This window comes from Pantoea rwandensis, from assembly GCF_002095475.1.
GTDB classification, from domain to species: Bacteria; Pseudomonadota; Gammaproteobacteria; order Enterobacterales; family Enterobacteriaceae; genus Pantoea; species Pantoea rwandensis.
In genome coordinates, this window is sequence record NZ_MLFR01000029.1 from 66,283 (window position 1) to 78,218 (window position 11,936).

Annotated in this window: 12 protein-coding genes and 1 pseudogene; 11 read left to right on the forward strand and 2 right to left on the reverse strand. The window is 56.1% G+C overall.

Annotation, left to right across the window (positions count from 1 at the left end; all coding sequences use genetic code 11):
* Position 1: 1 nt before the first annotated feature.
* The 8 genes and pseudogenes from lysS to HA51_RS21690 all read left to right on the forward strand — a co-directional run bounded on the left by lysS (position 2) and on the right by HA51_RS21690 (position 6,906).
* Entirely contained in the window at positions 2 to 1,522 is a 1,521-nt protein-coding gene (gene lysS, locus HA51_RS21655; RefSeq protein WP_084936626.1) for a lysine--tRNA ligase, read from the forward strand.
* Positions 1,523 to 1,696: 174 nt separating this feature from the next.
* Positions 1,697 to 2,548 (forward strand): MurR/RpiR family transcriptional regulator, encoded by an 852-nt coding sequence (locus HA51_RS21660; protein ID WP_084936627.1) that lies wholly within the window; start codon positions 1,697 to 1,699, stop codon positions 2,546 to 2,548.
* A gap of 252 nt (positions 2,549 to 2,800) precedes the next feature.
* Complete coding sequence (locus tag HA51_RS21665) at positions 2,801 to 3,637, forward strand: transporter substrate-binding domain-containing protein (RefSeq protein ID WP_038645026.1); 837 nt, start codon at positions 2,801 to 2,803, stop codon at positions 3,635 to 3,637.
* A 2-nt stretch (positions 3,638 to 3,639) separates the two neighbouring features.
* Positions 3,640 to 4,272: a DUF1989 domain-containing protein gene (locus HA51_RS21670; RefSeq protein ID WP_038645028.1), complete on the forward strand. Its 633-nt coding sequence runs from the start codon at positions 3,640 to 3,642 to the stop codon at positions 4,270 to 4,272.
* Entirely contained in the window at positions 4,256 to 4,903 is a 648-nt protein-coding gene (locus tag HA51_RS21675) for an urea carboxylase-associated family protein (protein WP_084936628.1), read from the forward strand. Before HA51_RS21670 ends, HA51_RS21675 begins: the two co-directional genes overlap by 17 nt.
* A 3-nt stretch (positions 4,904 to 4,906) precedes the next feature.
* Positions 4,907 to 5,557, forward strand: coding sequence for an amino acid ABC transporter permease (locus HA51_RS21680; RefSeq protein WP_084936629.1), 651 nt, complete (start codon positions 4,907 to 4,909; stop codon positions 5,555 to 5,557).
* A pseudogene (locus HA51_RS21685) lies at positions 5,557 to 6,221 on the forward strand (amino acid ABC transporter permease). Before HA51_RS21680 ends, HA51_RS21685 begins: the two are co-directional and overlap by 1 nt.
* 13 nt (positions 6,222 to 6,234) lie before the next feature.
* On the forward strand, positions 6,235 to 6,906 hold the full coding sequence (locus HA51_RS21690) for a DUF1989 domain-containing protein (protein ID WP_084936630.1): 672 nt from the start codon (positions 6,235 to 6,237) through the stop codon (positions 6,904 to 6,906).
* Here the strand turns inward: HA51_RS21690 and HA51_RS21695 are convergent, their stop codons facing one another.
* Positions 6,907 to 7,533: a hypothetical protein gene (locus tag HA51_RS21695; RefSeq protein ID WP_084936631.1), complete on the reverse strand. Its 627-nt coding sequence runs from the start codon at positions 7,531 to 7,533 to the stop codon at positions 6,907 to 6,909. It abuts the gene before it with no gap.
* Between the two features lie 362 nt (positions 7,534 to 7,895).
* Between HA51_RS21695 and HA51_RS21700 the strand changes: the two genes are divergently transcribed.
* The gene (locus tag HA51_RS21700) at positions 7,896 to 9,059 is read left to right on the forward strand and encodes an MFS transporter (protein ID WP_084936633.1); all 1,164 of its coding nucleotides are present in this window, start codon (positions 7,896 to 7,898) and stop codon (positions 9,057 to 9,059) included.
* Here HA51_RS21700 and HA51_RS21705 read toward each other — a convergent pair.
* On the reverse strand, positions 9,056 to 9,976 hold the full coding sequence (locus tag HA51_RS21705; protein WP_084936636.1) for a LysR family transcriptional regulator: 921 nt from the start codon (positions 9,974 to 9,976) through the stop codon (positions 9,056 to 9,058). The two genes, HA51_RS21700 and HA51_RS21705, sit on opposite strands and share 4 nt — an antisense overlap.
* 110 nt (positions 9,977 to 10,086) lie before the next feature.
* Here HA51_RS21705 and lysA point away from each other — a divergent pair, with 110 nt between their 5' ends.
* Positions 10,087 to 11,340 carry a diaminopimelate decarboxylase gene (gene lysA / locus HA51_RS21710; RefSeq protein ID WP_084936639.1) on the forward strand — a complete coding sequence of 418 codons (1,254 nt, stop codon included), beginning with the start codon at positions 10,087 to 10,089 and terminating at the stop codon, positions 11,338 to 11,340.
* Positions 11,337 to 11,789 carry a GNAT family N-acetyltransferase gene (locus HA51_RS21715; RefSeq protein WP_084936642.1) on the forward strand — a complete coding sequence of 151 codons (453 nt, stop codon included), beginning with the start codon at positions 11,337 to 11,339 and terminating at the stop codon, positions 11,787 to 11,789. The genes lysA and HA51_RS21715 overlap by 4 nt, the downstream gene beginning before the upstream one ends.
* The last annotated feature ends 147 nt before the right edge of the window (positions 11,790 to 11,936 follow it).

Consider the following 11,936-nt stretch of genomic DNA (forward strand, 5'->3'; position numbering starts at 1 on the left):
CATGTCTGAACAACAACCGCAGAGCGCTGATGCCGCCCTTGAGTTAAACAACGAACTGAAAGCGCGTCGCGAAAAACTCAGCGCGCTGCGTGAAAAGGGCATCGCGTTTCCTAACGATTTCCGTCGCGATACCACGTCTGATTTGCTGCACGCCAGCTACGACGCAAAAGAGAACGAAGAGCTGGAAGCGCTCGGTGTTGAAGTGAGTGTGGCCGGTCGTATGATGACCCGCCGCATCATGGGTAAAGCCTCTTTTGCTACGCTGCAGGACGTTGGCGGCCAGATTCAGATCTACGTTTCACGTGACGATCTGCCAGAAGGCGTCTACAACGAGCAGTTCAAGAAATGGGATCTGGGCGATATCCTCGGCGCGCGCGGTAAGTTGTTCAAGACCAAAACCGGTGAGCTGTCGATCCACATCACGGAACTGCGTCTGCTGACCAAAGCGCTGCGTCCACTGCCGGATAAATTCCACGGCCTGGCCGATCAGGAAACCCGCTACCGTCAGCGTTATTTGGATCTGATCTCTAACGACGATTCCCGTAACACCTTCAAAGTGCGCTCTAAAATCATGGCCGGCATCCGTCAGTTCATGGTTAACCGTGACTTTATGGAAGTGGAAACCCCAATGATGCAGGTGATCCCAGGCGGCGCGTCAGCCCGTCCGTTTATCACCCATCACAATGCGCTCGACATCGATATGTACCTGCGTATTGCACCAGAGCTGTACCTGAAGCGTCTGGTGGTGGGCGGCTTTGATCGCGTGTTCGAGATCAACCGTAACTTCCGTAACGAAGGTATTTCGCCGCGTCATAATCCAGAGTTCACCATGATGGAACTCTATATGGCGTATGCGGATTACAAAGATCTGATCGAACTGACCGAAAGCCTGTTCCGCACCTTGGCGCAGGACGTGTTGGGCACCACTGAAGTGCCTTACGGCGACCACAGCTTCGACTTCGGCAAGCCGTTTGAGAAGCTCACCATGCGTGAAGCGATCAAGAAATACCGTCCGGAAACCGACCTGAACGATCTGGAAGACTTTGATAAAGCGGTGGCGATTGCCAAATCGCTGCACATCAAAGTGGAGAAGAGCTGGGGTCTGGGCCGCGTGGTGACTGAGATCTTCGAAGAAACCGCAGAAGCACACCTGATTCAGCCAACCTTCATTACCGAATATCCGGCTGAAGTGTCACCGCTGGCACGTCGTAACGACGAGAACCCGGAAATCACTGACCGCTTTGAGTTCTTCATCGGTGGTCGTGAAATCGGTAACGGCTTCTCCGAGCTGAACGATGCAGAAGATCAGGCTGAGCGTTTCCTGCAGCAGGTGAATGCGAAAGATGCTGGCGATGACGAAGCGATGTTCTACGATGAAGACTACGTCACCGCACTGGAGCACGGCCTGCCGCCAACCGCAGGTTTGGGCATCGGTATCGACCGTATGGTGATGCTGTTCACTAACAGCCATACCATCCGCGACGTCATTCTGTTCCCGGCGTTGCGTCCAACCAGTAAATAAGGCAAAACAGCGCGCATTCTGCACTGAGCCCTTAGGGTCGCCATTTATGGCGACCTTTTTTTTGGCGAATAATTTATCAGGCGACCTTTTTCATTTCTGTTAGCCAATTAAAATTCCTGATGACAACCCGGCACGCTCTGTGCAGGATAGTTTTTTTATTTTCAGGGAATCACCATGAGTGCAAAAGCGGCAACGTTAGAGGGCCGAATTCAACAGCACTGGGATCAACTCTCCAGCCATGAGCAGCGCCTGGCTGACGTGCTGCTGGCGGCGCCCGGCCAGTTGGCGATGAATACCGCCACCGAACTGGCACAGAGCGCGGGCGTTTCCAAAGCCACCACCACGCGTTTTTTCCGTCATCTCGGTTACGAAAGCTATGAAGCCGCCCGTCGGCAGGCGCGTGACATGCAGAGCAGCGGCTCACCGCTCTATCTGCAAGCCGTGCCAACCGCGTCACCGCTCGCCAGCATCATGCAGCAGCACCTGGAAAAAGAGATCGCTAATCTGGTCAACAGCTATCGCACGCTGGACAGTGAACAGCTGCAACAGGCGGTGAGCGCGATTGCGCAGTCTCGTCGTGTGGTAGTAATGGGTTGGCGTCACAGTCAGACCATTGCACAGCTGATTTACCGCGATCTGGTGCATATCCACCCCGATGTGCGCCTGTTGCCACGTCCCGGCGATTCACTGGCGGAGCATCTCGCCGCACTGAATCCGCAGGATGTCGTGATCTGTGTTGGCTTGCGCCGCCGTATGCCTGCGCTGGAAGCGGCAATGAATGTGCTGGCAGAGCGCAACGTGCCGATGCTGTATATCGCCGACGTGCTCTCCGGTAAACCAGCGCGACACGCGCAGTGGGTGGTGCGTTGCCACACTGACAGCAGCCTGATGTTCGACAGCACTGCGGCGCTCTCGGGCGTGTGCAATCTGCTCTGCTCACTGGTGGCCCGACAAATGGGCAAAATCAGCAATGATTATCTGGCGCAGGTTGAAGCTTTGCACCAGTCCCTCGATGAACTCGAATAATGCCCCGTTCTGGCGCACATTGCGCCAGATATTGCCCCATAGTAGTGCGCTCCTCCTCTCGTTATACCCACATGATTCTCCATTGGTGAAACCAAAGAAATTTAAAACTAAAATAAAGAAACATTTGTTTCTCATTGATTTTACTCTGTAATACCCTCTATACCTCAAAGGTGTTACCGAGGTGGTGAAAAAACTGGCACAAAATATGCTCAGTAGAAAAAGACATTTCACCAACACCAGGGAAACACCATAATGAAAAAAACAGCACTGCTGATCGCCGCACTTCTCTCCGTTGGCACCATGGCGCAGGCGCAAGCAGATACCTTGAGTGACATCAAAAGCAGCGGCAAAATCACCGTTGGCATCGATCCAACCTTTCCTCCATACGAATACACCAATGATTCAGGCGAGATCACCGGCTACAGCGTGGCGATCATGCAATCCTTCGCCAAAGATCTCGGTGTGAAACTGGAGTTTCAGAAAACCGCCTTCAGCGGCATTTTGCCGGGCCTGATTTCTGGCTCGTTCAACGCCGAAGGGTCTTCTCTTAACATTACCGCTGAACGTGCGAAAAAAGTGCTGTTCACCGTGCCTTACAGCAAAACCGTCAACGGTGTGCTGGTGCGCGAAAGTGAAGCCAGCACCTTCAGCGGCAAAACCCTCAGCCCGGAAAGCCTGTCAGGCCTGCGTGGTGCAGTGAAAACCGCCAGCGTGCCAGAGCAGTTGCTGAAAGGCTTTAACGAGCAGCTGAAAAAAGAGGGTAAAAAACCCATCACCATCATCAACGTGGATTCGCTGGATCAGACCGTCAGCACCCTGATGACCAAACGCGCGGACTTCGTCTATGACGACATCTCGGTGCTGGCGCCGGTGGCGAAAAAATATGCCGGTAAAGTGGCGCAGGTCGGCGAAGTCGGTCCTTCACAGTGGATGGGTTGGGCAACACGTAAAGAAGACGGCAGCCTGAACAAAGCCATCAGCGACCACATTCTGGCGATGCAGAAGGATGGTGAGCTGACCAAACTGCAGCAGCAGTATCTCGGCACCACTTTCACCGTTCCCGCCAGCGATTTCATTCCTCAGGAGTAATTATGTGCCAGTGCAACCTGACGGTGCCTGCGGGCCATGGCAAAACCTTCCGCGTGCGTAAGGGCCAGTTTATTACCGTGATTGACAGTGAAGGGCAGCAGGCGGCGGATTTCGTCGCCGTCAACGCCGATGATTTAAACGAAAAGCTGTCGCCGGTGCATACCCGCCAGCATCTGCGTTCGTTGTTCTTCAAACCTGGTGATGCGCTGTGGTCGAGTGAAAACCGCCCGATGCTGCGCATTCTGGCGGACAGCATCGGCATTCACGATGCCAACGTGCCAGCCTGCGATCGCACCCGCTTCAGCGTCGATTTCGGCGTTGAGGGGCATCGCAACTGCGTCGATAACCTGCTGGAAGGGATGAAAGCCTTTGGCGTGACTTACTTCTCGTTGCCCGAACCGTTCAACCTGTTCCAGAACGGCCCGGTCACCGCCGATGGCCGGATGGAAGTCACCGATCCCAACAGTAAAGCGGGCGACAGCATTACTTTTGAAGCGCTGTGCGACCTGATTTGTTCGGTATCGTCCTGCCCGCAGGACATCATTCCCGGCAATGGTTTACAGGTCACGCCGATTGATATCGTGGTGAGTGACGAATTTCACGCAGAGGAGATGAATCATGCTGTTAATGCGTGAAAGTTATGAAGAGACCGCTGAGCGCACGCTGGCAAAAGCGGTCACGGTTGAACCGGGCAGCGTTGGGTCAATAAAGGTGCTGCGCGGCCAGTTGCTGCGCATCACGGCCCAGGGCGACGGCGCGGTGGCTTCTCTGTTTGGCTTCAGCCTTGCCGATCCGGCGGTGTGGTTGTCCGTGCATCACACCCGCGTGTTCAGCAACAGCTATCTGCTCGGGTCCGGTATGCGTCTGGTGAACAACCGTCGCCGTCCGATGATGGTGCTGGGCAAAGACAGCGTGAAGCGTCATGACCTGCTGCTGCCCGCCTCCACCCGCGCCTTCCTGGCGGAAAAAGGTTATCAGGGTGAAGGCTGTCTGGAAGCGGTAAGCAGTGAGTTGGCTCGATTGGGCATGGTAGTGCCAAAGTTGCCAGACCCGATCAACCTGTTTATGCACGTCAAACTGACGCGTGCCGGTGACCTCCTGCCGGAGCCGAGCCTGACCAAAGCAGGCGACAGCATTACCTGTCGCGTGGTGATGGACACCCAGTTCATCGTTTCGGCCTGCAACACCGGCATTGAGGGTAACGATCAACCTGCACCGCTGCTGCTGTCTGTAGCGGAAAACCTGCACGACTTTACCGCGGAGTAACGCATGGGGCTGGATCAACAGGTAGTGGCCGCGCTGCCAGAACTCGGACATGGCCTGCTGATGACGCTGCTACTGACCGTGCTGGCATCGTTGGTTAGCGTGGTGATGGGGCAGCTTGGTTGCTTCCTGCAGCTGCGCCGTGCCTGGGTCTGGCGCGCCATCGGTCGGCTGTATATCAGCCTGATGCGCGGCACACCGGCCATCGTGCAACTGTTCGTGGTGTTTTTCACCCTGCCGCGTTTGGGGCTAGGCGGCCAGCCGATGCTGGCCGCGGTGATCGCCATCGGCCTTAATAGCGGCGCTTACGTGGCGGAGATTTTGCGCGTGAACCGTTCGCTGGTCACGCGTGGGCAACTCGAAGCGGCGCGGACCTTGGGTCTGAGCCGTTTCCTGACCTGGTGGTATGTGATTAACCCGCAGGTGATGCGTGCCAGCCTGCCGATGCTGGTCAACGAGTTCACTATTCTGCTGAAAACCACACCGCTAGCATCGGTGGTGGCACTGACCGAGTTGACCTATGCCGGGCAAATTGTGATTGCTCGTACCTATGAAGCCACTCAGGTGCTGTTGCTGGTGGCGGCGGGATATCTGTTGATTGCCATGCCGCTGATTGCCGCCGCAAGACGTCTGGAAGCCAAACGGAGGATCGCCTGATGGATTGGCAAGCCATTTTTACCTCCTTGCCTTCACTCGGTGACGGCATGATCGCCACGCTGCAACTGTGCATCGTCGCTGCCCTCTGCTCACTGGTATGGGGCGGACTGATGGCGCTGCTGCTGATGCGGGCTTCGCCGTTCTGGTTGCGCTTGCTCAACCTTTACAGCGGACTAACACTCGCGCTGCCGCTGCTGGTGGTGATCTATCTGCTCTATTTTGTGCTGCCGGAGTACGACATCACATTGTCATCGCCGGTGGTGGGCGTACTGGCGCTGACGCTCTATTACGCGCCCTACATTGCGCAGGTTATCCGCTCGGCCATCGAGCGTTGCCGAAAGGGCAGTGGGAAGCGTGTCGCGTGCTGGGCCTGAGCCGCAGCGAGCAGTTACGCGATGTGGTGCTGCCACAAACCCTGCCGCAGATGCTGTCGCCGCTGGTTGGGCTGATGATTGGGTTGATCAAAGACTCTGCGCTGCTGTCGATTGTCTCGGTGCAGGAATTTATGTACGCCGCTAAACAGGCGATTTCGGATACCTACGCGCCGCTGGAGATTTATCTCACGGTGGCGCTCTGCTACTGGCTGCTTAACAGTCTGATCGACTGGCTGGCCCGCGGCCTTGAATCTCGCATGACGCGCTATCGTCGCGGCTTGCAGCATTAATCAGGAGAACACTATGTCGGCTGAATATCAGCATCGTGAAGCGATAACCATTCCCGCGCGCTTCGGCAAAGCGGTGCGTTTGAAGAAAGGGGAAGCGGTGCAGGTGATCAATCTGCATGGCACGCAAGTGGTGGATTGCTGGGCGTACAACGCCGAAGACGTCACTGAATATATGTGTATGGAAGCGACGCGTGTGTGGAACCAGCGTCTCAATCCTAAAGTTGGTGACAGCTTTATCACCAGCCAGCGCCATCCAATTTTAACGCTGGTGGCGGATACCTCACCGGGCGTGCATGACTCCTTTATGGCGGCCTGCGATGCACGTCGTTATGAGCTGCTGGGCTGCACTGAATATCACCGCAATTGCCACGATAACCTGTTTGAAGGCATGCGTGAGTTGGGTGTCGAGCTACCGCACGGCAATCTGGCGTCATTGAATATTTTTATGAATATTCAGGTGCAGCCGGACGGTATTACCCTGAAAACATTGCCGGTGGTGACCAAGCCGGGCGATTACATCGTGCTGCGTGCCGAGATGGATTGCTTCGTGGCGTTCTCCGCCTGTCCGCAGGATATCGTCAGCATTCAGGGGCAGGGCGATAACACCCCACGCGATGCCGAACTGCGTATTCTGACCGCCGGTTTCCCGCAGGTGCAGTTGAAAGGGGCCTGGATTCCGGCCTGATTACGATTTCACTACGTCGTCCAGCCATGCCTGAAAGCGGGCATAGGGCACATACAGCGCGACATCTTTGAACAGCGTTTTGCCGCTTTTGTTGTCATCAATCGCGCTGCTGTAACCGACAATTACCCCCGCCAGCGTATCGTCGCTGGCGTTGTACACCGCACCACCCGACATGCCTTTCACCACGCCCGCATTCGCGGCCACCACCACGCAACTTGGTTTATTCCAGTCATTGGCCAGTGTGGTGTTGATCAAATTCTTGCCGCTTGAGGCCACCGGCATGGCAGAGATAAAGCTGTAACCATAGAGATTGACGTTGTCGCCAATGTGGCTGTTGCGGAAGGGTGGGGGCAGATTGGTTTCGGTGTTCTTGTGATACACCACGGCGATATCGCACTCTGGATGCCAGGCCTTCACGCGGTACATCGAGTATTTCGCTACGTGTGCCGCCGTGAGACTGTATTCCGGCGTCAGTGGAATGGTGGTGCCGAGCGCGCCAATACCCAGCACGGTGGGGATGCCGGTCACCGTCATATCAACGCGTTTTGCTGCTTCTTTGCTGTACTCATAGTGCCCGACCGAGCAGCCACTCAGGCAGCCCACTGTCAGTGCGATCAGCCATCGCATAGGTCTTTCCCCCGCATTATTGACACCGCATTAGCGCGCATTTCATTGAGGTATCGGCACGGCGTGCTCATCCTTTACTGATTGATTTATCGCCAAAAGCGCAGTCGCTGTGACAGTGATCACATCTGAATCAAGCGTAGCGTGAAAAGTGCTTTCTGTCTCAGTGGTCAGTTTGAGTCACTTTCCCGCACAGGGATTATTGCGCTGCAAGCAAAATTGCCTTGCAGCGCACGGACTGGTTGAGCGGAAAAGGCTGTGCTTTAATGGAAATGTGACGCAGCTCAAATATTAATAAGCGTCCGCTGTAACCGCACTGCGTTCGCCGTGCGGCCTGCCTGCAAAACATTTTAGGAGAGTGTGTTATGCCTGTTGCATTACTGGCGCTGGCGCTGAGTGCGTTCGCCATCGGCACCACGGAGTTTGTCATCATGGGATTACTGCCAGAAGTGGCGGGTGATTTGCAGGTGTCGATTCCTTCAGCAGGATGGCTGATCAGTGGTTATGCACTGGGTGTCGCCATCGGTGCACCGATCATGGCCTTATTGACCGCCAAACTGCCGCGTAAACGGACCCTGATTCTGTTGATGGTCATCTTCATCATCGGCAATGCACTGTGTGCGCTGGCGTACACCTACAACCTGCTGATGCTGGCGCGTGTGATCACCGCGCTGTGTCACGGGGCCTTCTTCGGCATTGGTGCGGTGGTGGCGGCGAGCCTGGTGGCACCTAATCGGCAAGCCTCGGCGGTAGCGCTGATGTTCACCGGCTTAACCCTGGCTAACGTGTTGGGCGTACCGCTCGGCACTTGGTTTGGTCAGCTATTTGGCTGGCGCGCCACTTTCTGGGGCGTGGCCATTATCGGCATCCTCGCCTTTATCGCCTTGATTGTGAGCCTGCCTACCAACAAAGAAGAGAAACCGGTGCATCTGGCGAGTGAAGTCAGTGCGCTGGCGAACGTCAAACTGTGGCTCTCACTGCTGATGACCGTGTTCTTTGCTGCCGCGATGTTTGCGCTGTTTAGCTACATCGCACCGTTGCTGTTGCAAGTCACAGGCATGAGCAATCGCGGTGTCACCTGGACGCTGTTCCTGATTGGTGCGGGCTTAACCGTGGGGAATATTCTGGGTGGAAAACTGGCCGACTGGAAAGTCTCTTTCAGCCTGATCCTGAGTTTTGTGTTGATTGCGGTGTTCTCGCTGCTGTTCAGCTGGACCAGCCATGCGCTGTGGCTGGCAGAGCTGACTCTGTTCTTGTGGGCGATGGCGACGTTTGCCACCGTGCCGGGCTTGCAGATTAATGTGGTGCGCCACGGTAAAGACGCACCTAACCTGGTCTCCACGCTGAACATCTCCGCGTTCAACGTCGGTAATGCGCTTGGTGCCTGGGTCGGCGGTGCGGTGATCGATAAAGGCTACGGCCTGACTTCGGTGCCCGTGGCGGCGGCAGCGTTGGCGGTGGTTGGTCTGGTCATCTGCCTGATCACCTTCCGCAAGTCAGGCGGACAGGGCGAAGCGGTACGCGCTTAAACCAGACGTTCGGCAATGCGTTGCGTGAAAGTGGCCACCTGCTGCTGCAGGTGGTCGCAGAAGTGATCCACCAACGCCGATGCTGGACGATGCTGCGGGCGTACCAGGCTCACCGTAAAGGGTACCGTAATACTGAAGCGACGCATCACCACACCGCTCTCGGCGTAATCTAATGCCGTCAGTGGATTCACAATTGAAATGCCTACCCCTGCACGTACCATGGCGCACACCGACGCCGCACTGTGCGTCTCCAATACCAGACGCCGCTCCACCTCTTGTTCATGAAACAGCGAATCCAACAGCTGACGATAGCTATCACTGCGCGACAAGCTGACGTAATTCTCCCCCTGAAAATCCTGCGGCGTCAGCACCTCACGCTGGCACAGCGGATGGTTGGGTGGCAGTACACACACTTCATCGCAGGTCAGCAGCGGCACACGCTCAGTGCCTGCTGGCGCATGTTGGGTTTCAGTCAGACCCAGATCGTAACGCTGCGCCGACAGCCACTCTTCCAGTAGCGGCGACTCCTGCGGAATGATGTTCAGGCTGACCTGTGGATAGCGTTGCAGGAAAGGTTGGAGCAGGGGAGGTAACAGCGATTGCGAAAACACCGGCAAGCAGGCAATCGACAGCTCGCCCTGGCGAAACTGCCGCAAGCCTTCAGCCGCATCCATAATGCGATCCAGCCCGTACCACGAACGCTGTACTTCTTCGTATAACCGCAAACCTTGCACCGTCGGCTGCAAACGTCCGCGCACCCGTTCAAACAGTTCCAGACCGAGTTGCTGCTCCAGCCGCGCCAGCTCACGGCTAACGGTTGGCTGCGAGGTGTGCAGCAATGCGGCGGCTTGCGTCAGGTTGCCGCTGGTCATCACCGCGTGGAAAATTTCGATATGTCGCCAGTTAATTTTTGCCATAAATCCTCTCTGCAATTCCATATCATATTTGCATAGCTGACGCTAAAACAGATATTTTTCTGAATTGAACGGCTGTGGCTAAATAGTTGCAAAGACACAGGAGAATTGAGATGCCACGTCCACTGAACAACACCGAAACGGCACTGATCGCCGACAATTTATTACCGCTGGCACAACGCTATGCAGGGCCATTCTGGGCTTACGATGCCGCAATTATTCAGCAGCGTATTGCGCAGCTCAGCGCCTTTGACGTGGTGCGTTTCGCGCAAAAAGCCTGCTCAAACATTCATATTCTGCGTCTGATGCGTGCCGCAGGCGTAAAAGTGGATTCCGTTTCACTGGGTGAGATTGAACGTGCGCTGGCGGCAGGTTTCCAGCCGGGTGGCGAAGATATTGTCTTCACGGCTGACGTGTTTGACCAGCCTACGCTGGCTCGTATCGCCGAACTGAAAGTGCCGGTGAATGCGGGATCGGTCGATATGCTGCATCAGCTTGGCGCAGTGTCACCGGGTCATAAAGTGTGGCTGCGTATTAACCCCGGTTTTGGTCACGGTCACAGCCAGAAAACCAACACCGGCGGTGAAAACAGTAAGCACGGTATCTGGCACAGCGATCTCTCCCTCGCGCTGGCGGCGATTCAGCAGCATGGTCTAAAACTGGTTGGCCTGCATATGCACATCGGTTCGGGCGTTGATTACGGCCATCTGCAGCAGGTGTGTGACGCGATGGTCGATCAGGTGGTGGCGTTTGGTCAGGATCTGGAAGCGATTTCTGCCGGTGGCGGCTTGTCGATCCCTTACCGTTTCGGCGAAGAGGCCATTGATACCCAGCACTACTTCGGTTTGTGGAGTGGCGCGCGTGACCGCATTGCGGCGCATCTCGGCCATCCGGTGAAACTGGAAATCGAGCCGGGTCGCTTCTTGGTAGCAGAGTCTGGCGTGCTGGTTTCACAGGTGCGCGCCGTCAAAGAGATGGGCAGCCGTCACTTTGTGCTGGTGGATGCCGGTTTCAGTGATTTAATGCGCCCATCGATGTACGGCAGCTATCACCACATTTCGGTGCTGCCAGCCGATGGCCGTGCGCTGAGTGATGCAACCGTGGAGAGCGTAGTGGCCGGTCCCCTGTGCGAGTCGGGCGATGTGTTCACCCAACTGGAAGGCGGCAAAGTCGAGACGCGTGCGCTGCCTGCCACTCAGGTGGGTGATTATCTGGTGTTCCACGATACTGGCGCGTACGGCGCTTCGATGTCTTCTAACTACAACAGCCGTCCATTAATTCCGGAAGTCTTGTTTGAGAATGGCGCTCCGCGTGAGATCCGTCGTGCACAGACCATTCAGGAGCTGCTGGCGCTGGAGCTGATGTGATCAAGATTGTTGCGCTCAGCGAGGTGCCGCACCACGCCAGTCATATCACTGACTGGCTGTGGCAGGCGTTTGGCGAGGGAACATCCCGCGAGTTCTATGACAGCATTGTGCGCAGCAGTCTGAACGGGGCCGAATATCCGGTGACCTTTGTGGCATTGGATGGCGATGTGCCTTTGGGCACGGTGGGGTTCTGGCGCTGCGATTTGATCAGCCGTCAGGATCTCTATCCGTGGGTTGCCGCGCTGTATGTGGATGAACCTGCGCGCGGCAATGGCTTGAGTGAAGCGTTACAGCAGCATGTGATTGAGTATGCCCGTGAACGTGGTCATGAAAAGCTGTGGCTGTGGTCGACGTTTGGCGGCTACTACGAGCGCTTTGGTTGGCAGTATCAGTGTGATGCGCTGGAGTTCCCGGATGTGCGGGTGAAGGTTTATTCGCAGGCGTTATGACCCGGGCGGCATAAATGCCGCCCCTACGGTGTTCAGAGACATTCGCACGCCAGATTGGGCATTGGATCGATAGGCGAGTATCCGCACGCCAGATTGGGCATTGGGTCGATAGACGAGTATCCGCACGCCAGATTGGGCATTGGGTCG

Bases quoted from the DNA above. Each gene is read 5' to 3' on its own strand.
- HA51_RS21700 (WP_084936633.1), top strand. From the start codon at position 7,896: ATGCCTGTTGCATTACTGGCGCTGGCGCTGAGTGCGTTCGCCATCGGC.
- HA51_RS21705 (WP_084936636.1), bottom strand. From the start codon at position 9,976: ATGGCAAAAATTAACTGGCGACATATCGAAATTTTCCACGCGGTGATG.
- lysA (WP_084936639.1), top strand. From the start codon at position 10,087: ATGCCACGTCCACTGAACAACACCGAAACGGCACTGATCGCCGACAAT.
- HA51_RS21670 (WP_038645028.1), top strand. From the start codon at position 3,640: ATGTGCCAGTGCAACCTGACGGTGCCTGCGGGCCATGGCAAAACCTTC.
- HA51_RS21665 (WP_038645026.1), top strand. From the start codon at position 2,801: ATGAAAAAAACAGCACTGCTGATCGCCGCACTTCTCTCCGTTGGCACC.
- HA51_RS21695 (WP_084936631.1), bottom strand. From the start codon at position 7,533: ATGCGATGGCTGATCGCACTGACAGTGGGCTGCCTGAGTGGCTGCTCG.
- HA51_RS21690 (WP_084936630.1), top strand. From the start codon at position 6,235: ATGTCGGCTGAATATCAGCATCGTGAAGCGATAACCATTCCCGCGCGC.
- HA51_RS21680 (WP_084936629.1), top strand. From the start codon at position 4,907: ATGGGGCTGGATCAACAGGTAGTGGCCGCGCTGCCAGAACTCGGACAT.
- lysS (WP_084936626.1), top strand. From the start codon at position 2: ATGTCTGAACAACAACCGCAGAGCGCTGATGCCGCCCTTGAGTTAAAC.
- HA51_RS21675 (WP_084936628.1), top strand. From the start codon at position 4,256: ATGCTGTTAATGCGTGAAAGTTATGAAGAGACCGCTGAGCGCACGCTG.
- HA51_RS21660 (WP_084936627.1), top strand. From the start codon at position 1,697: ATGAGTGCAAAAGCGGCAACGTTAGAGGGCCGAATTCAACAGCACTGG.